The following is a 23,321-nucleotide window of genomic DNA, read 5'->3' as shown; positions in this document are numbered from 1 at the left end:
CGAAGCCGTGGCGCACGTCCACCGGCAGCGGTAGGGCCAGGTCGCCTCGGCGAAAGAGTCCTACCCGTGCGCCGCCTCAGCCGGGGGAGAGGAATTCGGAGAGACGGTTCAATGTGGCGGCCTCGAGGGAGTAGTACGACCAGACGCCGCGCTTCTCCCGCCGGAGGACTCCTGCGTCGACGAGGATCTTCAGATGGTGGGAGACGGTCGGCTGTCCGAGACCGACGGGTTCGGTGAGATCGCAGACGCATGCTTCCTGTTGCTCGTGCCCGGCGATGAGGGAGACCAGACGCAACCGGGTCGGGTCGGCCAGTGACTTGAGAATGCGCGCAAAGTCCTGAGCATCATCGAGGCTCAACGGCGAAACAGTCAGCGACGGGCAGCAGACGTCCGCCTCGGTCGGAGAGAGCGCGGGCTGTGTGGTCATTCCTCCATTATGCCCATACATTGACATTTGTCGATGCCTTGTGGTCCTATCGTATCGATGAACTTCAATGCGCCGGCATGTCAGCGCGGCGCAGAACCGACTCGCACCTCGAGGGGGACCATGCATTCCACGGAGACTTCCAACGCTGAATCACCGGTGGCGGCGAAGATGTCGACGCTGGACCGATTCCTGCCGCTGTGGATCATCGGTGCCATGGCCCTGGGCCTGGTGTTGGGCAGGCTCGTGCCCGGTCTCGCCGAGGCTCTGGACTCGGTCAAGGTCGCCGACGTCTCCCTGCCGATCGCCATCGGCCTCCTGGTGATGATGTTTCCGGTGCTCGCCAAGGTCCGGTACAACGAGACCGGGCACGTGCTGGCCGACAAGAAGCTCATGATCACCTCCTTGGTCATCAACTGGTTGGCAGCTCCGGCGTTCATGTTCGCGCTCGCCTGGCTCTTCCTTCCCGACCTGCCCGAATATCGCACCGGACTGATCATCGTCGGGCTGGCCAGGTGCATCGCCATGGTCCTCATCTGGAACGACCTCGCGTGTGGCGACCGCGAGGCCGCCGTCGTGCTCGTGGCCGTCAACTCCGTGTTCCAAGTTCTCGCATTCGGTCTCCTCGGCTGGTTCTATCTGCAGTGGCTGCCGAATCTGCTGGGGCTGCCGACGACGAGCAGCGAGTTCTCCTTCTGGGCGATCACCGCGAGCGTCCTCGTCTTCCTCGGAATCCCGCTTCTCGCCGGCTTCCTCACACGCACGGTGGGGGAGAAGGCGAAGGGGCGTCAGTGGTATGAAGATCGCTTCCTCCCGAAGGTCGGGCCGTGGGCGCTGTACGGACTGCTGTTCACTATCGTCGTGCTCTTCGCCTTCCAAGGTGACGAGATCACCTCTCACCCGGGCAATGTCGCCCGCATCGCCCTGCCTCTGCTCGTCTACTTCATCGTCGTCTTCGCTGTCGGGATGGTCATCGGCAGAGCCCTGAACCTGGGCTATGAGAAGACGACGACCCTGGCATTCACCGCTGCCGGCAACAACTTCGAACTCGCCATCGCAGTGGCGATCGGGACGTACGGCGTCGCCTCGGGGCAGGCGCTCGCCGGAGTCGTCGGCCCGCTCATCGAGGTGCCCATCCTCGTCGCCCTCGTCTATGTCGCGCTTTGGGCGCGACCCCGTTTCTTCCCCTCACCCTCTGTTCAAGGAGCGAATCGAGCATGAGTCTCACACCAACGCCAAAGCCGAGTGTCCTCTTCGTCTGTGTGCACAACGCCGGCAGGTCCCAGATGGCGGCCGGATTCCTTCGGGAACTGGGCGGGGGAGACATCGAAGTGCGGTCCGCCGGAAGCGCACCGGCCGAGTCGATCAATCCCGTCGCAGTCGATGCTATGCGGGAGCTCGGCATCGACATCACCCGCAACAGCCCCACTCTGCTCGACGCAGATACCGTGCGCACCTCGGACGTCGTGATCACGATGGGCTGCGGCGATGCGTGCCCGATCTTCCCCGGCAAACGATACGAAGACTGGGTTCTCGACGATCCCGCAGGTCAGGGCCTGGAATCGGTGCGCCGAATCCGTGATGAGATCCGGACACGAGTCGAAGCCCTCATCGTCGATCTCGCCCCCGATGCAGGGACGAAATCCACACAGTCGACGACCACGTCGAACCCCATCGCCGAGGCGGCTCCCAATGACTGATTTCGCGCTCGCAGATCTGCCGGTCGCCGTGATCGGTTCCGGTCCCGTCGGCCTCGCGGCCGCGGCCCAGCTGGTCCGACGTGGGATCCGACCGCTCGTCCTCGAAGTGGGATCGTCCGTCGCGGCGGCAGTGGCCGAATGGGGTCATATCGGTTTGTTCTCTCCGTGGAAATACAACATCGACGTCGCGGCCCGCAGCCTGCTGGCGTCCACCAGTTGGCAGGAACCCGACGGCGAGCACCTGCCCACAGGAGACGAACTCATCCGGGACTATCTCATTCCGCTGGCCGAGACAGATGGACTCCGGGACGCCATCCTCACCGATACCCGGGTTGTGGCAGTGAGCCGAGTCGGACTGGACCGGACCGGCACCGCGCAGCGTGAATCGACTCCCTTTCTTGTTCGCACTCAGAACTCCGATGGAACTACGGCGGACTTCCAGGTCAGGGCGGTCATCGACGCTTCGGGGACATGGGAGAGCCCGAATCCGATCGGGCAGTCCGGGCTCGCAGCGCCCGGCGAAGTCGAGGCTCGTCGCAGCGGGTTCGTCACCTCGCCTCTGCCCGATGTGACCGGCCGTGACCGTGAGCATTTCGCCGGGAGGCGGACTCTTGTCGTCGGTGGAGGGCATTCGGCGGCGAACACGCTCTTGGCACTGGCGGAGCTGCGCGCGGAAGTGCCGGGCACGCGAATCGGCTGGGTGCTCAGGCGCGCAGACCCGGCATCCGTCTACGGTGGGGAGGACCAGGACGGTCTGCCGGCTCGCGGAGCCCTGGGCGCGCGGCTCCGCCGTCTTGTCGAAGACGGGGCCATCGATGTGCATGCCTCCACGACGATCACCGGGTTCGCCGCCGACGGTGGTGGCACCGTGGCTGCCGAGACCGGCGGTGAGTCGGTGACGCTCCACGCCGATCGGGTCGTTCCCGCCACCGGCTTCCGTCCGGACCTGGGATTCCTGCGCGAGATCCGGTTGGACCTCGACCCGGTTGTCGAAGCTCCGCAGCAGTTGGGGCCGCTCATCGATCCCGAGTATCACAGCTGCGGAACGGTCCCTCCGCATGGTGCCCGGGTGTTGGGGCATCCGGAGCCGAATTTCTACATCGTGGGCATGAAGTCCTACGGGCGGGCCCCGACGTTCCTCATGTACACCGGTTACGAGCAGGTCCGTTCCGTCGTCGCAGCGATCGCGGGGGACCTGGAAGCTGCGGACCGAGTCGAGCTCGACCTGCCTGAGACCGGCGTGTGTTCGACTGACGCATCGGACGCAGGCGGATGCTGCGGACCTGCGGAACCGGTAGTGATCGGGATCCCCACGGGGACAGAACACGGGCGATCAGGAGAGAGCAGGAACGACTGACTCGCCGGTTCGGCTTACGTCGCCACGGCGGGCTGACTCGCCGGTTCGGCCCTCGCCGCCTCAGCGGTAGGTGGCGTTCTTCGGATCCTGGTGGCCGTGGTCGTTGAACGAGATGAGGCTGGTTCCGCCTCGGCCGGTGATGATCTTCGTGATGCCGGTGTTGATGGTCACTCGGTTGAAGGCCATCCACTGATCGAAGCCGCCGCCGATCAGTCGGGCCGCGGTCCACGCGATGGCGCCGGCGCTTGAGACGACGATCGTCGACTGTCCCGAGCTCATCGCACCGGTCGCCTCGTCGAGGGCTCGATCGACGCGTGACGTGAACTGGTTGTAGGTCTCCGTGTAGTCCTCGTCGTGCTCACCCGAGGCCCACCGGGCGGCACCGCGCTCGAGTTCGCCCTGGAAGATCTTCGAATCGTGCTGAGCGCGCGGATCGAGATCCGTGAGCACGCCGGTGAGCTCCCATGCGGCGTATTCGTTCCAGCCATCGTCGACGTGGGCGTCCATATCGCGGCCGAGTCCTGCGAGGAGGCCTTCTGCGGTCTGGCGCTGCCGCAGCATCTCACCGTGGATGATGCGATCGGGTTCGAGTCCTTGTGAGGCGAGGAAGCGACCGGTGGTGCGGCTCTGCTTCCTGCCGAGATCGGAGAGCCGGTCATAGTCATCCGTGCCGAACGACGCCTGCCCGTGCCGGACCAGATAGAGCACACTCATGAATCACCACATCCTCGTCGTGAAGCCCGAAGTACTGTTCGAGCGATCGTTTACTGGTACGAGTCTACGGGACAGCGGCGGGGAACAGCTGCTCGGCCAGTCGAAGCACCTCGGCGAGGGCAGGACTGACGTCATCTCTGCGCCATGCCATGAGCAGCGGAAACGGCCCCTTCGGGTCTTTGAGGGGGACGAAGGCGATATTGGGGAAGGAGGCGTTCTTCGGCACCGACGCCACTGTGACCGAACAGCCGATCTCCGCGCCGACGAGCGAGAGTATCGTCCACGTGTCCGGAGCCACCTGGATGACGGTGGGGTTGAAACCTGCGGCCTGCGACAGCTCGTAGAGCCGCTCGATCGTCGTCGACCCCGGATTCGGCGGCACCGTGATGAACTCCTCTCCCTCGAGCTCGCTCATCGACACCGACTCGCGGCCTGCTAGGGCATGCTCACTGTGCATGGCGACGACAAGCGACTCCTGGGCGACGACGCGAGTATCGACCGACTGTGGCACGAATGGCCAATAGCCGAAGACGAGGTCCACTGAGCCGTCGGCGACGTTGTCGATGGCCGGCATCCCGAAGGAGGCGCTCTGCAGGCTGAGGTGGATTCCCGGATGAGTCCCGCGGACCAGTTTGAGCAGCCGTCCGATGAGTTTGTGGGTCGCGATGCCGGTGAATCCCAGGCGCAGATGTCCGACCTCGCCTTTCCCGGCTGCCTGCACTGCTGAGTCGGCGAGGCGATGACTCATGAGGATGTCGCGCGCAGGTTCGACGAGCGCCTGTCCTGCCGGAGTCAGGCGCACGGACCGAGTGCTGCGTTCGAACAGCTGTGCCGACATGTCGGACTCCAGACCTCGGATGAGTCGGCTGAGGGGCGGTTGGGTCATATGCAGTCGTTCGGCGGCTCTGCCGAAGTGAAGTTCCTCAGCGAGGACGAGGAATGCGCGGATGTGCTTTGTGTCCATATCGGTGTCTCAATCGTGAATGCGGCCGCCCAGTGAGGATCGGGCGATATTCGTGCAGCAAGTGCATTAATCGTCTCCATTATAAGTATTGGACGGGTATCAATGACTTTGAAAGGATGACTGGGGTCACAGTCATTCGAGGTTCGAGGAGGAACGCGATGGACAAGACGATGGGTCTTCGCCAAGCGATCAGCACCTATCTCAGCGATGGAGACACGGTCGCGCTGGAGGGATTCGGGCATATCGTGCCGGTCGCCGCCGCGCACGAGATCATCCGGCAAGGCTTCACAGATCTGGTCCTCGCACGCATGTCCTGCGACGTCATCGTCGACCAGATGCTCGGAGCGAACTGCCTGAAAGGTCTCATCTCCTCGTTCATCGCCAACAGTTCGGCCGGTTCCCTTCACGAGCTGCGGCGACGCATTGAGAAGTCGGACCCGGAGCCGCTGTGGTTCGACGAATACAGTCACGGCGGAATGGTCGCTCGCTACCAGGCCGGCGCTTCGAAGCTGCCGTTCCAGCCCATCGCCTCCTACCGGGGCAGTGACTTGGCGGCGAAGAATCCGCGGATCAGGTCCGTTCCCGATCCCTACGGTGGATCGGACATCCACGTCGTCCCCGCGCTCAATCCCGACCTCACGATCATCCATGCCCAACGCGCCGACATACACGGAAACGTGCAGGCCTGGGGGATGCTCGGAATCCAAACCGAGGCCGCATTCGCCGGTCGCCGACTCATCGTCACCGTCGAGGAGATCGTCGACGAGGCTGTCGTCCGCTCCGACCCGAACCGCACCATCGTTCCCGCGCACGTCGTCGATGCCGTCGTCGCCGTGCCACGCGGGTCGCATCCTCATTCGGTCCAGGGCTACTACGACCGCGACGACGAATTCTCGAGACAGTGGTCCGCGCTCGCTCGAGACGCGGCGGCGGTCCAGAACTGGCTCGAGATCAATATCCGCGGCACGAGCGATCACGATGAGTTCCTTGCCACCCTCGGATCGGACCACTTCGAGCGGATGGCCATCCACGACGCATATTCGACGCCTGTGAACTATGGAGGGCGAGCATGACACTGAGTGCTCACGACACCACTGAGACCCGGTCCCGCGACGAGCTCAGCGAGACCACAAGCAGCGAGGCCGCTGGCGACGAGGTCACGAGCAGCGAACTTCTCACCGTCCATTCGGCGCGGGCGCTGGCCGGACGCAACGTGGTCTTCGCCGGGCACGGCCTGCCCACACTGGCCGTCTCTCTGGCCCAGCACACCGTCGCACCGGACATCGAGATCGTCTACGAGTCGGGAGTCACCGGAGCCAGGCCGCCGGCCATGCCGCGCAGCATTTCGGACTCGATCCTCGTCCCGGGAGCCGCCTCGGTGATGCCGATGACGCACCTGTTCAACTACGTTCTGCAGGGTCAGCGCATCGACGTCGGATTCCTCGGCGCCGCCCAGGTCGACAAATACGGGAACCTCAACTCCACCCTCATCGGTGAGAACTGGGAGCACCCCGACAGCCGACTTCCGGGCTCAGGCGGAGCCATCGAGGCCATGGCGGGCGCGGCCGAGATCTTCCTCGTCATGCGCCGACATACCCCGCGTACCTTCGTCGAATCCTTGGACTTCGTCACCTCCCCGGGGCCGAAGAAGGCCGCTGAGGCTGCGGTCGGGTCAATGCCGGCGGGCGCTGGCGTAACCCATGTGATCACTGACATGGGACTCATGACGCGCTTCGCTCAGGACGAAGAACTCACACTCACGGCCGTTCACCCCGGTGTCGACCCTGCCGAAGTGGTGCGCCAGACCGGGTGGAGCCTGCAGGTCTCGCCCGACCTGGAGACGACGCTGCCGCCGACTCCGGGTGAGCTGGCGCTGCTGCGAGAGACGCTCGATCCCGCCCGCATCTACCTGCGCTGAACGGGAAGCCTCACCCGCCGACCCATCTCCACGGGCAGTTGTCGGCGACAGCCGTCCAATGCGGCTCCCCGCCCACTGAGGCCCCGCCCACTGAGGCCCCCTGCCGAACACGCGAGAATTCGAATCGAAGAAAGTTGAAATCATGTCAATGAAGACAAGAGCCCAGGTCACCTCCCCTCCTGATCCGAACGTGACTCGTCCCGAGCTGCGCCGTGCCGCATGGTCATCCTGGCTCGGCAGTTCGCTCGAGTACATGGACTTCACCCTCTACACACTCGCCTCAGCCTTGGTTTTCGGGCCGCTCTTCTTTCCCAATGAGACTCCTGCGGTCGCGCTGATCTCGAGTCTCGGTGTCTATGGATCCGGGTTTGTCGTCCGACCGATCGGCGGGTACGTCTTCGGCCGAGTCGGTGACAAACACGGACGCCGGATCGTCCTCATCGTGACCCTCTCGATGATGGGCATCGCGACCATGGGCATCGGGCTTCTGCCGACTTATGCGCAGATCGGCGACTGGGCACCGGCACTGCTGGTCGTTCTCCGACTCGTGCAGGGGTTCGGGGCCGGAGCCGAATTGGCCGGAGCGTCGGTGCTCTTGGTCGAATCGTCACCTGTGCGTCGCCGTGGGCTCTTCGGGGCGATCGTGGCGATGGGGACCAACAGCGGAATCTTCGTGGCCACAGTTCTGTGGACCCTGCTCACCCTGCTGCCGGACGATGCCTTCCTGAGCTGGGGTTGGAGGGTGCCCTTCCTGCTCAGCATCGTCACCACATTCGTGGCACTGGTGATTCGCACGAAGGTCAGGGAATCCCCGGTATTCGAGGAAGCCAAGGAACGCCGTGCGGAGGTCGCAGCGCACAAGGTTGAGCAGCCGAGCATCCTCGTCGAGGCGCGCCGGTCGACGAAGTCGTTCCTGCTCGCCTTGGGCATCCGAATGGGCGAGAACTCTGCGGTCTACCTCGTCAAAGGCTTCATGGTCGGATGGGTCGTGACTACGACCGGCCTCGATTCCGCAGTGGTCACGACCGGCATCATGATCGGAACCGTCATCGGCTTCGCGACCGTGCCTTACTTCGGCAAGCTCAGCGACAAGGTGGGCCGTCGGCCGGTGTTCTTGGGATTCACGCTCTTCCAGATCCTCTTCGCGATTCCGGCCATGCTGCTCATCGAGACCGGCAACCCGATTGTCATCGTCGCTGTCTTCGCGGTCTTCGTAGGCGGCCCCCTGCCGAACCTGTACGGAGTTGAGTCGAGCTGGTTGGTCGAACTGTTCGGATCGAAGCACCGGTATACGTTCATGACCACGATCAAGGAAGTCGGTTCGGTCGTTTCCGGCGGTCTGGCACCGGTGGTCGCCGCCTCGCTCGTCGCGGTGATCACCGACACTTGGTGGCCCGTCGCGATCGTTCTCATCCTCTTCGCAGGCTGCGGTCTGCTCGGTGCACTCTTCGCACCCGAAACCCGTGGTCGCGACCTCACGACTGAAGCCGATGCAGTGGACGAACGGCTCCCGCTGCAGTAGATGGCGGCCGGGCCCGTGCGTAGGCGATGGTCGGGCCTGTGAGATGGACGGAGGCTGCGTCTGTGGGGTGGATGGCCCTGTGAGATGGACGGAGGCTGCTCCTGTGGGGTGGACGGCGACCGGCTCACTGCGGTCGGCGATGGCGCTTCCGCCGAATCGGGGTCTGCGGTTACGGTGGGGAGGCGCACGGCCGCCAATGCTGTGGACCTCGCTGCCCGGCTTCGCTAAGGAGTGGGCTCTGTGTTCGGACAGACCGGTGCAACCGAGCGGTGCGAGAGCTCAGAACGGTGGCGGATCGACCTCGAGGTCGTGGTTCCAGTTCACCTTCCGGGAGGCGAATCGGTGGCTCCAGGGGTCGTCGGTTCGGTCGCCCTCGGGCCGCCCATGGCCTGGCGAACGTGTGCCGCCCGAGTCAGCGGAGCTATCAGGTGCGGTGTTGGATTCAGAGGAGCCGCGGGGACTGGATCCCTCGGCGGTGCTCGGGCGGGTTTCCTCGGGAACACTCGGGTCGACGGTGATGTCGTCGATGGCGAGACCCGCGAGACGCGACCATTTAACTGCCTTTGCATACTTGGCGTTCCCAGTCAGCTGCTTCATTGCAGCTGGGTCGGTGCCGGCGGGAAGACTGAGCTGGTGGGCAGACTTCTCCCAATTGAGGCAGCGTTCAAGCCGCAGCCGCCTGTTTTCTGCCTGCTGCTCCCGATACGCCTCCGACAGTCGCCGCTGTCGGGCTTCGCGTTCCTCTCGCTGACGCCTCTCCTCGTCGCGCCGGCGCTTCTCTTCGTCGCGCCGGCGGATCGTCGACTCACCGGGCATGAGTTCGAGCACCCTTGGCGCTGGCGGGACCATCGACCAGGGCAGTTTCCACCGTTTGAGACCCAGTCGTCCCAATGCATCGAATTCGAGCGCTTGGGCCACATTGATCGGCTGGCCGGGCGCCGACACAGTAGTCGTGATCCCGTGCTTGAACTCGTAGTCGAGCTCACCGGATTTCGGCATAGTGACCCGAAGGCGACCGGCGGTCTTCAACGCATGGTGTTTCTTGCACAGAGGATGCAGGTTTCCGAACCGGGTGAGACCGCCCTTGAGCGGATTCAGGTGGAAGAACGGAACGACGTGGTCGATCTCCGACTTCTCGGCCCGACGCGAGCAGCCGGGAACGGTGCACACCGTCCACTGCTCGACCAGGGTCTTCCGAAGATCCCTGGGGACTTGGTAAGTCGTCGCTTTGGCGTCGACAGGAGTGCCGGTGCCGGGGTCGGTGAGGATCCGTTGGATGCTCTTCGAGCGGCCGGCGATAGTGCGGGCCACCTCGGCGGGTACAGGCGAGCCATCGGCAAAGGTGCCGGGCAGGTCCGAATCTTCGGTGAGGGTGAGGAAGGGAACGGTCACCACGGTGGCGGCCTGGTGCGACAGCCACCACGAATTGGTGGGCATGCGCAGCTTGACGAAATACTCAACGGGTCCATCAGCGTCCTCGCCGTCGGGGGAGAACGCCGAACCGAATGACTGGTCGGCAGCAGAGCAGGCGTCGGACGACACCCCGTCGCCGCCGGCTGAACTTCCGTCGGACGACTCCATTGCATCGTCGGCTGAGCCCGAAGCAACATGCTTCGCAAAGTCGGCGACGGCGTCGTCGGAGTTCATATCCGGAATGAGTTCGCCGTCGGCGTCGAGCAGCGATGTGTCTTTGGCTGTTTGGATTCCCGTGATCGGATCGACCGACACGACCTTGACCTTGAGCTCCGGGACAGGCCGGATGAACAGATCGTACTCGAGCTGGGAGATGGAGCGGTCATCGCTGATCTCAACGCCCACGGGCAGGTTGAATGCGGACTTGTTCTTGCCATGCACGGCAAGAGCCATGCCTTGGATCCGGTTGTAGCAGGCGAAGATCTCCGCCGAGGGTCCGCTGACGGTCAGGCAGGCCGAGCCGTCCTTGTAGCCGTCGACATCGATGCGACGACGCTTGGTGGCGAGCTCGGTGTTGTCAACCGGCGGAATGAGCAGGGCGATCATTTTGGCCAGATCACGGCGCAGAGTCTCGCAGGTGATGTCGGTGCGCCGGGCTGCCAGGAAGATATCTAGTTTCGGAAGGAAGGCGAAAGCGACGTCGGCACACTGGCGGGCAACCACGTCGACATGGGCTTGGGTGAACTCTCCGGCGCGGACCCGGTCGGCGAAGCGGGGAAGACCATAGAAGATCGTCATCGCGCCGGTCAGCTGACGGTAGGTGCGTGCAGTATTGGTCCCCAGCACGGTCGAGATCTCGACGAGATCCTCGGCGTCGACATAGTCATAGACCCATTTCGAGAAGCATATGCCCTCATCGAGCTCGGGGAACTCGGGCAGCACCTTCGCCTCGGACCCAGTCGCCTTACGCAACTGTTCGCGGGCGAAGTCAGCGTCATAGAGCACAACTGTCGCGGAAGGGGAGCCGCGGGTGACGGGAGTGTCGTCAGTGGGCGACGACACGATGTCGGGCGAAGACGCGCCCTTGGGTGAGGGTTCCGGCATATCCGCAGCGCCGAAGACGGTGTCTTCGGACTCTTCGGCTCGACGTTCGAAGGTTGCAGCAATCGTCTCGCAGCGGAAAGGCTCGGACCCCTCTGGCATGGGCAGTTCGAATTCGATGAAAACCTGTTCGAGCACGACCGAAGAGACCGACTCGAGGAGCGAGAAATGCGCACGGTCGGAAGCGACGGCATTCTCGGCGAAGCGAGACATGCTGGATTCGAAGCGGACGGCGAATCGCGGTGACGTCTGTGTTGCGCCCGGCTCTTCGGCCTGACCGGGGGTCGAACGGTTGGTGGTGCCCTTCATTGCGTTTTCACCTGCCTCGGACTTCGTTGTCGGGAGTGGTGCTGATTGGAAAAGCTTAACTCTATCTTAAGCGCTCAAACGGACATTCACAATAGAAAACAAAGAAAGTATTCGAATATTTGTCGATGAGAGATCGAAGAGGTTCTGATTCCCCCATCATCTTTGCATCCGGCACTGACATGAGAGTGTTGGATTTCATCCATGCAGGTCAGGCGCGGTTTCTGGATGAGTGCGGTTCCTGGGTGGGGATTGCGGGGAAGGTCTGCCGCGATTTCGGGGGAGAATACGCCTCCTCGGTACTGACCCGTCGCGGCTGCAGAATGAGTCGGCCATCGGGGGCGTGCCTCCTCGGCGACGACAACGACGACGTTCCCGATTGGTCCAAAGGTCTGGAGAACATGCCACCGGAACGGCGGGACAGCCTCGGTGGGGCCGGGTTTTCGAGTGAAACGGGTCACAGCATCGGTTATGATGATCGAGTTGTCGGATGCGACCCATGAGGTCGGTACTCGCCTCATGCGAGCCGTATCCGCACTGCGCGCAACCGCGTAGCCCTTCACCTAGGGTCATGTCGCGGGCCGCGTCGACGTCACCGCGCCATCCTTCACTGGTGACCAGTTCTTCGCCCAGACCATCGCCTGCGCTCACGGTCGACCGTGTCCGCGCCGGCCGACGGCCAGACGATCACTGCCGGCTGCACCGATGATCCGATCATCGAACGGAGTGCTCGCTCGACCGAGAACTCACGAGCCCAGCAGGCTCACCAACCGCCGCCGCATCAACCACGAGGATCAACCATGACGACCACCGCTCACAACTCAACCGCCTCCGACCAGGGCTCGAAGGGCCCGATCACCGACGCCGAGATCTTCGAGGCACACGAAGGCGGCAAGCTCTCCGCCGAGCTCACCTCACCGCTACAAACCCAGCGCGACCTCTCGATCGCGTACACCCCCGGCGTGGCCAAGGTCTGCACCGCGATCAAGGACGAACCGCAGCTGGCGCGCACGCACACGTGGACCGGCCGACTCGTCGCGGTCATCTCTGACGGGTCGGCTGTGCTCGGCCTCGGTGACATCGGTCCGGCCGCCTCGCTGCCGGTGATGGAGGGCAAGTGCGCCCTGTTCAAGTCCTTCTCCGGGCTGAATGCGATTCCGATCGTACTCGACACCAATGACACGGACGAGATCGTCGAAACCATCGTCCGCATGGCCCCGACCTTCGGAGCGATCAACCTCGAGGACATCTCCGCTCCGCGCTGCTTCGAGATCGAAGACCGGGTGAAGGAGGCCCTCGACATTCCCGTCATGCACGATGACCAGCACGGCACCGCCGTCGTCGTCCTCGCCGCGCTGACGAATGCTCTGCGCGTGGTGAAGAAGTCCTTCGAATCCGTCCGCGTCGTCGTCTCCGGTGCCGGAGCTGCCGGTGTGGCCGTGGTGAAGATCCTCGCCGACGCTGGTGTCAACGACATCGTCGTCCTCGATTCCAAGGGCGTCGTCGAGTCCGGCCGCTCAGATCTGACCGAGACGAAGCAGTTCCTCGCCGAGTCGACGAACCCGCGCGGAATCGCTGGTGGGATCGGCGGGGCCCTCGACGGTGCCGATGCCTTCATCGGCGTCTCCGGCGGCACCATCGACGAGGCTCACCTGGCCAACATGGCCGACGACGCGATCATCTTCGCTCTGTCGAACCCCAACCCCGAGGTGGCCCCCGACGTCGCCGCCAAGTACGCCACCGTGGTGGCTACCGGGCGCAGCGACTTCCCGAACCAGATCAACAACGTCCTCGCGTTCCCCGGAATCTTCCGCGGCGCGCTCGACGCCGATGCCAACGAGATCACCGACGATATGAAGCTCGTCGCCGCTCGTGCGATCGCCGATCTCGTCGGCGATGACCTCGAGCCCGGTTATATCGTGCCCGGTGCGCTCGATTCGCGTGTCGCTCCGGCCGTCGCCGAGGCGGTCGAGAAGTCCGCGCTCGAGGCCATGGCCAAGCGCTGAGGTCTCAGCGTCGCGCTGAGGTTCGCATGCGTCCGCCGGTCTCTGCTGATGTCAGCTGGCGTCCGCTGACGTCAGCGGAGGTTTGGGTGGGGCAGGGCCTGCGGGCCGGCTGTTGAATCCGAACGGTACTGAGGGCGGGTGAAGAAAGATCTTCACCCGCCCCACAGTTGTTATTGCGCCTGGAGGCTGCGGCCCGCGCCGGCGCGCCGGTGTCGGTCAGCTGCTGGCGGCCTGTCGCCGACTGTCGGCGGCCGCGTTGCCGATCAGTCGTCGGTGACGGTGATGGTGACGTCGATGTTGCCGCGGGTGGCGTTGGAGTACGGGCACACCTTGTGGGCCTTGTCGGCCAGCGCCTGGGCCTCAGCCTTCTCGAGGTGCGGGAGGGTGACCTCGAGTTCGACGGCGAGCTGGAACCCGCCCTCATTGTCCTTGCCGATGCTCACGCGTGAGCCGACCGTGGAATCGTCGACGTTCGCCTTGGCCTGACCGGCCACGAGGCGCAGCGCTGAGTGATAGCACGCCGCGTAGCCGACGGCGAAGAGCTGTTCGGGATTCGTGCCGTTGCCGCTGCCGCCCATCTCGGTCGGAGTCGCGAGATCGACATCGACCTTTCCGTCGCTCGTGCGTCCGTGGCCGTCGCGGCCTTCGCCTGTGGCCAGTGCCTCTGCTGTGTAGAGAGCCCTCATGATGTTTCCTTCCGTTGTTGGTGCATTGTCGGATCAGTGGTGATCGGTGGGGTCGGTGGTGCATTGTCGGATCAGTGGTGATTGGTGGGATCAGAGGTGCAGTACGGGTTCAGTGGCGCGCTGTCAATCCAGAGGCGCGGTGCGAGTTCAAAGGTGCGGCAGGGGGTCGGGGGACTCGACGGGCGCGGGTTCCGCGCGCAGGTTCCTCGTCAGCGCGCGCAGAGTCTCCAGCAGCTCGGGCATCGACGCGGGGTCGAGATTCGTGCGCTCGCCGATCCGGGCCGGTACGCATTCGGCGCGTTCTTTGGCCGCTGCGCCCTCGGCGGTGGCGCGGACGAGAACTCTGCGCGAATCCTCGGCGGAACGATGGCGGGTGACGAAGCTGAGCGATTCGAGGCGTGACAGCAGAGGGGAGAGCGTGCCCGAGTCGAGCTGCAGACGCTCGCCGAGGCGCTTGACCGTCACACCCTCGTCGTCGGAGCCCTCTTCCCACAGCACGAGCATCACCAGATACTGCGGATAGGTGATGCCGAGTTCGGCAAGCAGATCCTTGTACGACGCGGTCATCGCTCGTGACGCCGAATAGAGAGCGAAGCAGAGCTGCCGGTCGAGGTCGAGCGCGTTCATACGAAAATGATTGCACACAATTCAATTGTGCACAACCAATAATCCCGGGAGGCGTAGAGTTCCGGTGGGCGAAGATCTCTCTTCACCCGCCCCTCGGCGGTGTGTGCTGAGCGATGACTGCCGGCACAGCTCTGCCGGCACAGCTCTGCCGGCCCAGCGATGCCGGCTCAGCCCTGGTTGCCGCCGCGGCGGTTGCGCCACTGCTCGGCGGCGGCGCGAACGGCCGACTGGGCCGCCGAGCGCGGATCCGAGTGCCCCTCCCCGCCGTGCTGACTTTGGTCCTGTCCCGGGCGGCCCTGGCCCGGCTGGCCCTGTCCGTCCGTTCCCTGTCCGGAGCCGCCCTGGCCCTGTCTGCCGACATACTGCCCGGACCGATCTGCCGGGGGAGTCGTCGGCTGCGGCGGGACGTTCGTGCCGTCGGCGCCGCTGCCGGAGCTGCTCCTGGAATCGCCGCCCGCATCGTCGCGGCCCTGCGGTGCGGGCAGATGCGAGCCTTCGTCGGCGGCATTGGCGGCGAACAGTGCGTTTCGGATCTCCTGGCCCATCTCGCCCAGGCCGCCCGGGTTCGACGGCATGAACAGCACGTTCGACCGGCCCTCCTGCGCGACGTTCTGCATCGTGTCGAAGTACTGGGTCATCATCAGCAGCTGCTCGGCAGTCTTGTGGATGCCCACCTCCTGGAGCAATGCGTACTGTTCGGCGATGCCGTTGGCGATCGCCTTCCGCTGAGCGGCCACGCCTTCACCGTGCAGGCGCATCGCCTCCGATTCGGCCTGTGCCTGAGTCACGCGCTTGATCTTGTCCGCCTCGGCCAGCGACTGCGCGGCGACCTTGTCCCGTTGCGCGGCGTTGATCGAGTTCATCGAATCCCGCACGCGCGGATCAGGGGTGATGTCCGTGACCAGAGTGCTCACGATCTTGAAGCCGTAGCGCTTCATCGACTCCGACAGTCGGCGCTCGACGTTTTCGGCGATGTCGTCCTTCGACTCGAACGCGGTGTCGAGCGTCAGTCCCGACAGTGCTGAACGGACGGTGTCGAAGACATAGGAGCGGATCTGCTCCTCCGAATTCGCCAGACGGTAATAGGCATCGGCGACGTTGTCCTCTTCGACGACGTACTGGACCGCAACCGGCACCGTGACGAAGACGTTGTCCTTCGTCTTCGACTCGATGTTGACCTCGAGCTGCTGGACGCGCAGCGAGATCGGCCTGCTCGTCGTCTCGATGAACGGCACCTTCGTGTTCAGCCCCGGCCGCGCGACCTTCTTGAACTTGCCGAATCGTTCGACGATGACGTTCTCCTGCGTCTTCACCGTGAAGAACACGCTCGTGCGCAGCTTCCCGAACAGCAGGACGGCGACGACGAGAATGATGATGACAACGGCGATGGTGACCGCCACTCCACTCATGACTCCTCCAATGGGTCGTGGATGTCGGCCGTGCGACGACCGCTGACGCCTATCACTCTAGTAGTCATCGAGTGCCGCGTATATGACAAGGCCGCTGGTTCTCGTCTCGAGGGGGAGCTCGTCACCGATACATCTGATGTCAGACGTAGACTGGAGGCTCAGCGTGGAACGACCACCGGCAGGTGATCATGGCGGATCCGACAGAGACCGGACGGAAAGTGACGACCTCCGACAGAATCAAGGATCTCATTCTCTCCGATGGTCAGTGCACACTGCCGTTCTGCCCAAACTCAATGTGGCCGTGGCCGCCGACCTGGAGCAGACCGCACGTGCCCACGGCCTCATGCTCGAAGCGGCGGAATCCGGCGTGTCGAGGCTTTCCGCGCCGCTATCACCGCCCACTATGAGCCGATCATGCGCGCCCTCGAACAGAAATGATTGACTGAACGCAGAAGGAGACAACATGGAAGTCGTCATCGCCGACGAATACACGCTGGCGGAGCTCGCCGCCGACGCGATCGAGCGGTTGCTGCGCACCGAAGCCTCACCCGTCCTCGGCCTGGCCACCGGGTCGAGCCCGCTGCGCATCTACGATGAGTTGACCACTCGCCACGAGAACGAGGGTCTGTCCTTTGCCCGCGCGCAGGCGTTCATGCTCGACGAATACGTCGGAATCGCCGACGAGCATCCGCAGCGCTATCGCAACGTCATCGACGCTGAGATCGCCACTCGCGTCGATTTCGCCGAGGGGGCCGTCCACGGTCCCGAGGGATCCGCCGATGACCTGGCGGCCGCCTCGGCGGACTATGAGCGAAAGATCGCCGAGGCGGGCGGGATCGACCTGCAGATCCTCGGGATCGGCAGCGACGGTCACATCGCGTTCAACGAACCCGGATCATCCCTGGCCTCGCGGACACGGGTGAAATCCCTGACGCATCAGACGCGGCTCGACAATGCGCGGTTCTTCGACGGCGACGTCGAGCAGGTGCCGAAACTGTGCCTGACCCAAGGGTTGGGCACGATCATGGAGGCGAAGCATCTCGTGCTCGTCGCGACCGGAGGCAACAAGGCCGAGGCAGTGCATCAGATGGTCGAGGGACCGATCTCCGCGATGTGGCCGGCGACCGTGCTCCAGATGCACCCGCACGTCACGGTCATGCTCGACGATGCTGCAGCGTCGAGGCTGCAGCTCGGCGACTACTACCGCCACGCGTACGAGAACAAGCCGGAGTGGCAGAGCCTCTGAGGGCCTCGCCTGCAGGGAGCTCGCAGCCTTCGACCGTCTCGGCCGGGCTCGTTCCGTCGGGTCGTTCACGCCGTGTTCCGTCGAGGGTGACGCTGTGGGATCCGGCCAGAGCTGCCGCGAAGGCGTGCTGGAAGGTCGCAGTGCCCCGGAGCGTCCATGCTCCCTCCTTACCACCCGGAGGGCAGACGGCGTGATATCCGCGCAGGCGAGGGAGGGTGCAGTTGAGCTGGATCAATTCTGCGGTGTGCGCACGGTGATCGTCAGCTCCGGCTTCGCCGCCGGGCGTTCATCAGCGGAAAACGAGTCGACGACCTGATCGACGAGCGGCTGGAGGAACAGCTTGCCGAGTTGCCGGATCATGACTGTGACGACCTGATCGACGCGACTCCTGTCCGTCGAGGCGACGCCTCCCGAGCGCATGGAATCCACGCTCTGCAGTGAGAGCCGGGCCAGGCGTGTGATGAGAGTGCGACCGGCAGAGCCTTCGAGGAGTTCGCGGCGCAGGTACCCGACTATGAGCGGGTTCGCCTTGAGCATCTGAGCCACCGCGGCATCGCGCCCGGCGGTATCCGCGACGGAGTCCGGAGCTGCGGCATCGGCTTCGGTGATCGCTGCGGCGAATTGGTCGACGATCCAACTCTCGACAGCCGCCCGCAGTCCGTCCTTCGAGCCGAAGTGGTGTGAGATCAGGCCGATGGCCACTCCCGCCTCGGAGGCGATCGCGCGCAGGGGAGTGCCAGCGAATCCGGTCGTGGCGAACTGATGGAGACCGGCATTGCGAATCCGGGCACGGCTCGTGAGATCTATCGCCGAGGACTCGCCGGCGTCGGCGTTCCTGCTCTTGCGCTCCGCATTCATCGGCACATCCATGTCCTCACTTCTGTCGTCCGCGGCCATTCTCTCAGACCGATGCTGTTGCCCTTTCTCCTGCCGATGCTTGTGCTCGTGTCGGTGTTCGTACCTGGAAACCGGAAACTTCTCGTCATAGTATTGAACGTGCTTTCAATATCCTATACATTCATTCAGGAAAGTTGATTCGACTCGACCGGGGGATCCGCGAATGACCGCCTCTCAACCGCTCAGCGGAGTCACGGTGATCTCTCTTGCCGTCAATCTGCCGGGACCGCTGGCGGCAGCGCGCCTGCATGCTCTCGGTGCCCGGGTCATCAAGGTCGAACCGCCCGTCGGCGATCCCCTGAACCTGATGTTCCCCGCCTACTACCAGGAGCTCACCGACGGCCAGGAGATCCGCACCATCGACCTCAAAGACGATGAGGGAATCGAACAGCTCCGGACGCTCCTGGTCGGGGCCGACCTGCTGCTCACCTCGATGCGTCCCCGCGCAGCCGCCGCTCTCGGCCTGCCGGAACTCGTCGACGAACACGGGCTGGTCCACGTCGAGATCGTCGGCTTTGCCGGCGACCGCGCCGACGTCCCCGGCCACGACCTCACCTATCAGGCAGCGCACTCCACCCTCCTCCCCGGAACCATGCCCACAGTGCCCGTCGCTGATGTCCTCGGCGGCGAGCACGCGGCACTCCAGGCTCTGGCAGGGCTGCACGAACTCGAGACCCGACGCACTGCTGCCCAGGGTGCCGGTGATCAGGACGCGAACGGTCAGCACAGCGGCGGAATCGTCCGTCGCGTCGTCCTCGACGAGGCGGCCGAATGGGCGGCGGCACCGGCACGGCACAGAATGAGCACACCGGGAGGTCCCCTCGGCGGGGGAACGCCTTTCTATCGGACCTACTCGACCGCTGACGGTCATATCGCCGTCGCCTGCCTCGAGCCTCATTTCGCGAAGGCGCTGGCCTCCCTCGTCGGGTCCGAACACGAGGAACTCGAGAAGGCCTTCGCCGCCGAGCCGACGGCGTACTGGATCGACTTCGCAGCCGAGCATGATCTGCCCATTGAACGAGTCGCTCTCGGCTGAACATCGCGCACACGAATACCCCCACATGATCACCCAAAGCGCATCACCGCACCAGCACCCCGCATCACCACTGACCTCTCTGGGGCCGGCACGGCCCTTCGGAACCAACACGACGAGCAGATTCAGGAGACCTCACAATGATTCTCGACGGATACCGCGGCGCCTGGGAGACCCAGGAGACGGATGACCTGCGCGATCTGGCACGCGGATTCTTCGCCAAGGAGATCGTGCCGCACGAAGCCCGCTTCGCCGAGCAGAAGCAGGTCGATCGTGACACGTGGACCCGGGCCGGCGACGCCGGTCTGCTGTGCATCTCGATCCCCGAAGAGTACGGCGGCGGTGGCGGCACCTTCGCCCACGAGGCGGTGCTCCTGCAGGAACAGGGGTTCGTCGGCGACACCTCCTGGGGCAACAGCGTCCACTCGACGATCAACGCCCACTACATCAACGCCTTCGGCACCGAAGAGCAGAAGCGCAGGTGGCTGCCCCGCATGGCCACCGGCGAGCTCGTGTCGGCGATCGCCATGACCGAACCGGGCACCGGATCGGACCTGCAGAACATCACGACCCGGGCGGTGCGTGACGGCGATGAATATGTCATCAACGGCGCCAAGACGTTCATCACCAACGGGTCCCATGCCGACCTCGTCATCATCGTGGCTCGCACCAGCGACGAGCCCGGCGCGAAGGGTGTCTCGCTCATCGTGGCCGAGGTGAATGATCTGTCGGGGTTCTCGCGCGGACGTGTGCTGGAGAAGGTCGGACTGCACGGGCAGGACACGCGGGAGCTGTTCTTCGAGGACATGCGCGTCCCGGCCGAGAACGTGCTCGGCGGAGCCGAAGGCCGCGGATTCATCCAGCTCATGCAGCAGCTGCCTCAGGAACGACTGGCGATCGCCGTCGGCGGTGCCGCGACCGCGGAATTCGCCGTCCGGGAGACCGTCGCCTATGCGAAGGAGCGGGAGGCCTTCGGCAGGCCCATCCTCGGTTTCCAGAACACGAAATTCGTCCTCGCCGAATGTGCCACCGAGACATTGTCCGTCCGCACCTTCATCGACCACCTCACCAGCGAACACATCAAGGGAACGCTGACGACAGAGCAGGCGTCGGCCGGGAAGTACTGGGCCACGGATGCTCAGAACCGGGTCGTCGATCGCTGCCTGCAGGTATTCGGCGGCTACGGGTACATGGTCGAATACCCGATTGCTCGCCTCTACGCCGATGCCCGGGTGCAGAAGATCTACGGCGGTACGAACGAGATCATGAAGGAGCTCATCGCTCGGGGCCTGTGAAGCCGGGCTCCGGCGCCGACGAGGCGTCTGGTGCCGACGGGGCGTCCGGCGCGTGCCGGGCTCCACCTGTATGCCCCCTCAAGACCGAGTGCGCGCGGGTATGGGAAGATTGACAGCGTGTCGAAAGTACTTGAGATCCTGACCCCGGACGGGCTGCCGCCGCTTAACGAGAAGCCCGGTGTCTCCTTCATCATGCCGGTGCTCAACGAGGCCGAACACATCGAGCAGGCGATCACCACGATCCTCGGTCAGGAGTATGACGGGGACAAAGAAGTCGTCCTCGCCCTCGGCCCCTCGACTGACGACACGAACGCCATCATCGAAACGATGGCTGCGCGTGATCCGCGGATCCAGACGGTCGACAATCCGCAGGCCGCGACCCCGATCGGGCTCAACCTCGCCATCGCCGCGACCCGACACCCGGTGATCATCCGCGTCGACGCGCACTCCGGACTTAGGTCCGACTACACCAGACAGGCCATCGACACTCTGAGTGAGACGAAGGCCGCGAACTGCGGAGGGCTCATGCTCGCCCGCGGCAAGACCTCCTTCCAGAAAGCCGTGGCGCGGGCATACATGTCCCCGGTCGGCCTCGGCGGTCCCGCCTACCACTCCGGCGACGAGGCGCAGGAAGCCGAATCTGCCTACCTCGGCGTCTACCGTCGGGAGGTGTTCGACCACCTCGGCGGATTCGACGAAGGCATCAAACGCGGTCAGGACTGGGAACTCAACCTGCGCATCCGCTCCGCCGGCGGCCGCATCTGGTTCAACCCGGACATGGAAGTCACCTACTGGCCGCGCGGCACCTGGTCGAAGATCGCGCAGCAGTTCTGGGCCACCGGAATCTGGCGGGCCGAACTCATCCGCCGTTACGGATCGCAGAACTCCATCCGCTACTTCGCCCCGCCGCTGCTCGTGCTCGGCATAAGCGCGGCCGTGATCGAGACCCTGCTCCAACTGTCGGGTTCGACGAAGCGGTGGCCGAAGTTCCTCCGCCGCTTCACCTCCCTCGTCCACCTCCCCAGCTTCGGTTACATCGCCGGAATCCTGGCCACCGCCTCGGCGGCGAAGGACTGCGGACGACGTGAGCGCTTCTGGTTCGGCATCGTCCTGCCGACCATGCACCTGTGCTGGGGTGCCGGGTTCCTCCGGGGACTCGTCACCGGAGCCGGAACGACGAAGGACAGCAGCCGATGAGCAAGAAGAAGCCGAGCCCGGCCCACCGAGATCGCTACGGTCGCGGCACCACTGATCCGCTGCCGAGCGTCGACCCCGAATCCCGCGAGCGGATTCCCGTGCCCGAACGTCCCGAGCCGAAGAAATTCAACGCACCCCTGTGGGCCGGCGCCATCGTCGTCCTCCTCGTCGCGGGTGTGTTCGCGATGAACATCTTCGGCTCCGACGACCAGCTGACGGTCGATTCGCTCAACCCGCCGGCCGTGGGCGCCCTCGACGGCGGATCCTCGGTGTACCCGGCGAACTCGAAGCTCGCCTTCACCGAGAACGTGAAGTTCGGCTACCTGCCGGCGCCCACCCTTACCGCCCTGGGCGACGGCACGGTCGTCGCCGCGAACCCGGAGACCGCCGCCGAGGACATGGGCCTGAAGAAGGGCCTCGACGAACTCGACGCCGACGAATTCCTCGACCAGACCATCAATCCGGCACGTAAGAACACGAGCCCCGGCGACCCGATGACCTGGGATCAGATCGTCGACGAGTTCGGCGGGGACACCGTTTTCATGCCCGCCATCGACTCCGCCGAGGTGGCCACCCCGGCCCTGAAGACCGTCACCGAGGCGGGGCTCGAGGACTCGACGCTCGTGCGCACCGATGACCCCGAGGTGGCCCGTGCCGCCGCCGATGCCGGCGTCGGCGCCATGTTCACCGGGGACTACACGGTGAGCTCGGCTGAGGACCTCGATTCCGGCGGGTACACGGCAATGGCGGTTCGCGCCGATGATGCGTCGACCTGGGCCGAAACGGACCTGGCTGTCTGGGCCACCGATGTCAAAGACAAGAAGCAGCTCGAGAAGCTCGCCGACGCCGGGGCCACCGGAGCACTGAGTGCGAACCCGTACAAGGTGCTGCCGTCCGAAGTGAAGAAGAACTGACCCCGACTATGAAGGAGACGCAATGACCCAGCCCATCGGCAACCCATCGCATATCGGAAACCTGGATGCCAGCCAGCTCGGCCCGCAGCCGACATACCTGCCCGATGACCACCCGGACGTCGACGCTCGCAAGCGCATCGACGCAGGTGAAGAGCCCATCGACGTGGCGGCCGCACTGCCGGCCTCGTCCCTGGCTTGGGCGGAACTCGCGGATGAAGCGCACCGGGAAGGCCGCCTCGTCGACGCCTATGCCTACGCCCGTGTCGGCTACCACCGCGGACTGGACGCCCTGCGTGCGGCCGGATGGCGCGGCGCTGGGCCGATCCCGTATTCGCACGAGGTCAATCGCGGTTTCCTCCGCGCGCTCTACGCGCTCGGCCGTGCCGCCGGAGCGATCGGCGAAGGCGAAGAGGCCGCACGCATCGAGGAGTTCCTCAACTCCTCTGACTCAACGGCTGTGGAAGCTATCGGCCGCGGGGAGTGAGACGCTCCGCAGGGCGTGAGGGCCGGGCGGGGCATGGGACGCTCCGACTCTCGATGAGGTGACGGCACTGTGGCTTGAGCTCACGGCCGTTGCCCGTGCTCACGGCGC

21 protein-coding genes are annotated in these 23,321 nt (G+C 64.7%); 13 read left to right on the top strand and 8 right to left on the bottom strand.

Features of this window, described 5'->3' with window-relative positions; translation table 11 throughout:
• Window positions 1–76: 76 nt before the first annotated feature.
• Window positions 77–427, bottom strand: coding sequence for an ArsR/SmtB family transcription factor (locus tag BI49514_RS08840; protein WP_244194996.1), 351 nt, complete (start codon window positions 425–427; stop codon window positions 77–79).
• A gap of 168 nt (window positions 428–595) precedes the next feature.
• On the opposite strand from BI49514_RS08840, the gene arsB reads away from it, so the two are divergent.
• From arsB to BI49514_RS08825, 3 genes are read left to right on the top strand one after another with little or no spacing between them, the layout of a single operon-like run.
• Complete coding sequence (gene arsB / locus BI49514_RS08835; protein ID WP_276526848.1) at window positions 596–1,645, top strand: ACR3 family arsenite efflux transporter; 1,050 nt, start codon at window positions 596–598, stop codon at window positions 1,643–1,645.
• Window positions 1,642–2,124: an arsenate reductase ArsC gene (locus BI49514_RS08830; protein WP_101546181.1), complete on the top strand. Its 483-nt coding sequence runs from the start codon at window positions 1,642–1,644 to the stop codon at window positions 2,122–2,124. The genes arsB and BI49514_RS08830 overlap by 4 nt, the downstream gene beginning before the upstream one ends.
• Complete coding sequence (locus BI49514_RS08825) at window positions 2,117–3,481, top strand: NAD(P)-binding domain-containing protein (RefSeq protein WP_101546179.1); 1,365 nt, start codon at window positions 2,117–2,119, stop codon at window positions 3,479–3,481. Before BI49514_RS08830 ends, BI49514_RS08825 begins: the two co-directional genes overlap by 8 nt.
• A gap of 60 nt (window positions 3,482–3,541) precedes the next feature.
• Here the strand turns inward: BI49514_RS08825 and BI49514_RS08820 are convergent, their stop codons facing one another.
• Window positions 3,542–4,195 carry a histidine phosphatase family protein gene (locus BI49514_RS08820; protein ID WP_101546177.1) on the bottom strand — a complete coding sequence of 218 codons (654 nt, stop codon included), beginning with the start codon at window positions 4,193–4,195 and terminating at the stop codon, window positions 3,542–3,544.
• A gap of 64 nt (window positions 4,196–4,259) precedes the next feature.
• On the bottom strand, window positions 4,260–5,159 hold the full coding sequence (locus BI49514_RS08815) for a LysR substrate-binding domain-containing protein (RefSeq protein ID WP_101546175.1): 900 nt from the start codon (window positions 5,157–5,159) through the stop codon (window positions 4,260–4,262).
• Window positions 5,160–5,317: 158 nt separating this feature from the next.
• On the opposite strand from BI49514_RS08815, the gene BI49514_RS08810 reads away from it, so the two are divergent.
• The 3 genes from BI49514_RS08810 to BI49514_RS08800 all read left to right on the top strand — a co-directional run bounded on the left by BI49514_RS08810 (window position 5,318) and on the right by BI49514_RS08800 (window position 8,599).
• A complete protein-coding gene (locus BI49514_RS08810; protein ID WP_101546173.1) occupies window positions 5,318–6,232 on the top strand; it encodes a CoA transferase subunit A in 915 nt (304 codons plus the stop codon).
• Window positions 6,229–7,077 (top strand): CoA-transferase subunit beta, encoded by an 849-nt coding sequence (locus BI49514_RS08805; protein ID WP_101546171.1) that lies wholly within the window; start codon window positions 6,229–6,231, stop codon window positions 7,075–7,077. Before BI49514_RS08810 ends, BI49514_RS08805 begins: the two co-directional genes overlap by 4 nt.
• Before the next feature lie 142 nt (window positions 7,078–7,219).
• Window positions 7,220–8,599, top strand: coding sequence for an MFS transporter (locus BI49514_RS08800; RefSeq protein WP_101546168.1), 1,380 nt, complete (start codon window positions 7,220–7,222; stop codon window positions 8,597–8,599).
• Between the two features lie 279 nt (window positions 8,600–8,878).
• Here the strand turns inward: BI49514_RS08800 and BI49514_RS08795 are convergent, their stop codons facing one another.
• Window positions 8,879–11,422, bottom strand: coding sequence for an HNH endonuclease signature motif containing protein (locus BI49514_RS08795; RefSeq protein WP_101546166.1), 2,544 nt, complete (start codon window positions 11,420–11,422; stop codon window positions 8,879–8,881).
• Between the two features lie 797 nt (window positions 11,423–12,219).
• Between BI49514_RS08795 and BI49514_RS08790 the strand changes: the two genes are divergently transcribed.
• A complete protein-coding gene (locus BI49514_RS08790) occupies window positions 12,220–13,425 on the top strand; it encodes an NAD(P)-dependent malic enzyme (RefSeq protein WP_101546220.1) in 1,206 nt (401 codons plus the stop codon).
• Window positions 13,426–13,688: 263 nt separating this feature from the next.
• Here BI49514_RS08790 and BI49514_RS08785 read toward each other — a convergent pair whose 3' ends face one another.
• From BI49514_RS08785 to BI49514_RS08775, 3 genes are all read right to left on the bottom strand, one after another.
• Window positions 13,689–14,111 (bottom strand): organic hydroperoxide resistance protein, encoded by a 423-nt coding sequence (locus BI49514_RS08785; RefSeq protein ID WP_101546164.1) that lies wholly within the window; start codon window positions 14,109–14,111, stop codon window positions 13,689–13,691.
• A gap of 147 nt (window positions 14,112–14,258) precedes the next feature.
• A complete protein-coding gene (locus tag BI49514_RS08780) occupies window positions 14,259–14,738 on the bottom strand; it encodes a MarR family winged helix-turn-helix transcriptional regulator (RefSeq protein ID WP_101546162.1) in 480 nt (159 codons plus the stop codon).
• Window positions 14,739–14,905: 167 nt separating this feature from the next.
• Window positions 14,906–16,147, bottom strand: coding sequence for an SPFH domain-containing protein (locus BI49514_RS08775; protein ID WP_244194998.1), 1,242 nt, complete (start codon window positions 16,145–16,147; stop codon window positions 14,906–14,908).
• A gap of 463 nt (window positions 16,148–16,610) precedes the next feature.
• Between BI49514_RS08775 and nagB the strand changes: the two genes are divergently transcribed.
• Window positions 16,611–17,393 carry a glucosamine-6-phosphate deaminase gene (gene nagB / locus BI49514_RS08770; protein WP_101546160.1) on the top strand — a complete coding sequence of 261 codons (783 nt, stop codon included), beginning with the start codon at window positions 16,611–16,613 and terminating at the stop codon, window positions 17,391–17,393.
• 231 nt (window positions 17,394–17,624) lie between these two features.
• Here the strand turns inward: nagB and BI49514_RS08765 are convergent, their stop codons facing one another.
• A complete protein-coding gene (locus tag BI49514_RS08765; protein ID WP_101546219.1) occupies window positions 17,625–18,251 on the bottom strand; it encodes a TetR/AcrR family transcriptional regulator in 627 nt (208 codons plus the stop codon).
• A 202-nt stretch (window positions 18,252–18,453) separates the two neighbouring features.
• Between BI49514_RS08765 and BI49514_RS08760 the strand changes: the two genes are divergently transcribed.
• From BI49514_RS08760 to BI49514_RS08740, 5 genes are all read left to right on the top strand, one after another.
• Window positions 18,454–19,326, top strand: a complete 873-nt coding sequence (locus BI49514_RS08760; protein WP_101546158.1) for a CoA transferase — start codon at window positions 18,454–18,456, stop codon at window positions 19,324–19,326.
• Between the two features lie 137 nt (window positions 19,327–19,463).
• The gene (locus BI49514_RS08755) at window positions 19,464–20,618 is read left to right on the top strand and encodes an acyl-CoA dehydrogenase family protein (RefSeq protein ID WP_101546156.1); all 1,155 of its coding nucleotides are present in this window, start codon (window positions 19,464–19,466) and stop codon (window positions 20,616–20,618) included.
• Window positions 20,619–20,735: 117 nt separating this feature from the next.
• Window positions 20,736–21,815 (top strand): glycosyltransferase family 2 protein, encoded by a 1,080-nt coding sequence (locus tag BI49514_RS08750; RefSeq protein WP_101546154.1) that lies wholly within the window; start codon window positions 20,736–20,738, stop codon window positions 21,813–21,815.
• Window positions 21,812–22,729: a hypothetical protein gene (locus BI49514_RS08745; protein ID WP_244194999.1), complete on the top strand. Its 918-nt coding sequence runs from the start codon at window positions 21,812–21,814 to the stop codon at window positions 22,727–22,729. The genes BI49514_RS08750 and BI49514_RS08745 overlap by 4 nt, the downstream gene beginning before the upstream one ends.
• Before the next feature lie 22 nt (window positions 22,730–22,751).
• Window positions 22,752–23,213, top strand: a complete 462-nt coding sequence (locus BI49514_RS08740) for a DUF3151 domain-containing protein (protein ID WP_101546152.1) — start codon at window positions 22,752–22,754, stop codon at window positions 23,211–23,213.
• Window positions 23,214–23,321 lie beyond the last annotated feature (108 nt).

It is taken from the genome of Brevibacterium iodinum ATCC 49514 (assembly GCF_900169265.1).
Classification (GTDB): Bacteria; Actinomycetota; Actinomycetes; order Actinomycetales; family Brevibacteriaceae; genus Brevibacterium; species Brevibacterium iodinum.
Note: the sequence above shows the minus strand (reverse complement) of the source record. Positions and strands in the feature narration are given on the sequence as shown.

Excerpts from the sequence above, each read along its gene's own strand:
- BI49514_RS08775 (WP_244194998.1), bottom strand. The coding sequence starts at position 16,147 with ATGAGTGGAGTGGCGGTCACCATCGCCGTTGTCATCATCATTCTCGTC.
- nagB (WP_101546160.1), top strand. The coding sequence starts at position 16,611 with ATGGAAGTCGTCATCGCCGACGAATACACGCTGGCGGAGCTCGCCGCC.
- BI49514_RS08805 (WP_101546171.1), top strand. The coding sequence starts at position 6,229 with ATGACACTGAGTGCTCACGACACCACTGAGACCCGGTCCCGCGACGAG.
- arsB (WP_276526848.1), top strand. The coding sequence starts at position 596 with ATGTCGACGCTGGACCGATTCCTGCCGCTGTGGATCATCGGTGCCATG.
- BI49514_RS08825 (WP_101546179.1), top strand. The coding sequence starts at position 2,117 with ATGACTGATTTCGCGCTCGCAGATCTGCCGGTCGCCGTGATCGGTTCC.
- BI49514_RS08795 (WP_101546166.1), bottom strand. The coding sequence starts at position 11,422 with ATGAAGGGCACCACCAACCGTTCGACCCCCGGTCAGGCCGAAGAGCCG.
- BI49514_RS08765 (WP_101546219.1), bottom strand. The coding sequence starts at position 18,251 with ATGAATGCGGAGCGCAAGAGCAGGAACGCCGACGCCGGCGAGTCCTCG.
- BI49514_RS08785 (WP_101546164.1), bottom strand. The coding sequence starts at position 14,111 with ATGAGGGCTCTCTACACAGCAGAGGCACTGGCCACAGGCGAAGGCCGC.
- BI49514_RS08800 (WP_101546168.1), top strand. The coding sequence starts at position 7,220 with ATGTCAATGAAGACAAGAGCCCAGGTCACCTCCCCTCCTGATCCGAAC.
- BI49514_RS08740 (WP_101546152.1), top strand. The coding sequence starts at position 22,752 with ATGACCCAGCCCATCGGCAACCCATCGCATATCGGAAACCTGGATGCC.
- BI49514_RS08780 (WP_101546162.1), bottom strand. The coding sequence starts at position 14,738 with ATGAACGCGCTCGACCTCGACCGGCAGCTCTGCTTCGCTCTCTATTCG.
- BI49514_RS08755 (WP_101546156.1), top strand. The coding sequence starts at position 19,464 with ATGATTCTCGACGGATACCGCGGCGCCTGGGAGACCCAGGAGACGGAT.
- BI49514_RS08810 (WP_101546173.1), top strand. The coding sequence starts at position 5,318 with ATGGACAAGACGATGGGTCTTCGCCAAGCGATCAGCACCTATCTCAGC.
- BI49514_RS08820 (WP_101546177.1), bottom strand. The coding sequence starts at position 4,195 with ATGAGTGTGCTCTATCTGGTCCGGCACGGGCAGGCGTCGTTCGGCACG.
- BI49514_RS08830 (WP_101546181.1), top strand. The coding sequence starts at position 1,642 with ATGAGTCTCACACCAACGCCAAAGCCGAGTGTCCTCTTCGTCTGTGTG.
- BI49514_RS08790 (WP_101546220.1), top strand. The coding sequence starts at position 12,220 with ATGACGACCACCGCTCACAACTCAACCGCCTCCGACCAGGGCTCGAAG.
- BI49514_RS08745 (WP_244194999.1), top strand. The coding sequence starts at position 21,812 with ATGAGCAAGAAGAAGCCGAGCCCGGCCCACCGAGATCGCTACGGTCGC.
- BI49514_RS08760 (WP_101546158.1), top strand. The coding sequence starts at position 18,454 with ATGACCGCCTCTCAACCGCTCAGCGGAGTCACGGTGATCTCTCTTGCC.
- BI49514_RS08840 (WP_244194996.1), bottom strand. The coding sequence starts at position 427 with ATGACCACACAGCCCGCGCTCTCTCCGACCGAGGCGGACGTCTGCTGC.
- BI49514_RS08815 (WP_101546175.1), bottom strand. The coding sequence starts at position 5,159 with ATGGACACAAAGCACATCCGCGCATTCCTCGTCCTCGCTGAGGAACTT.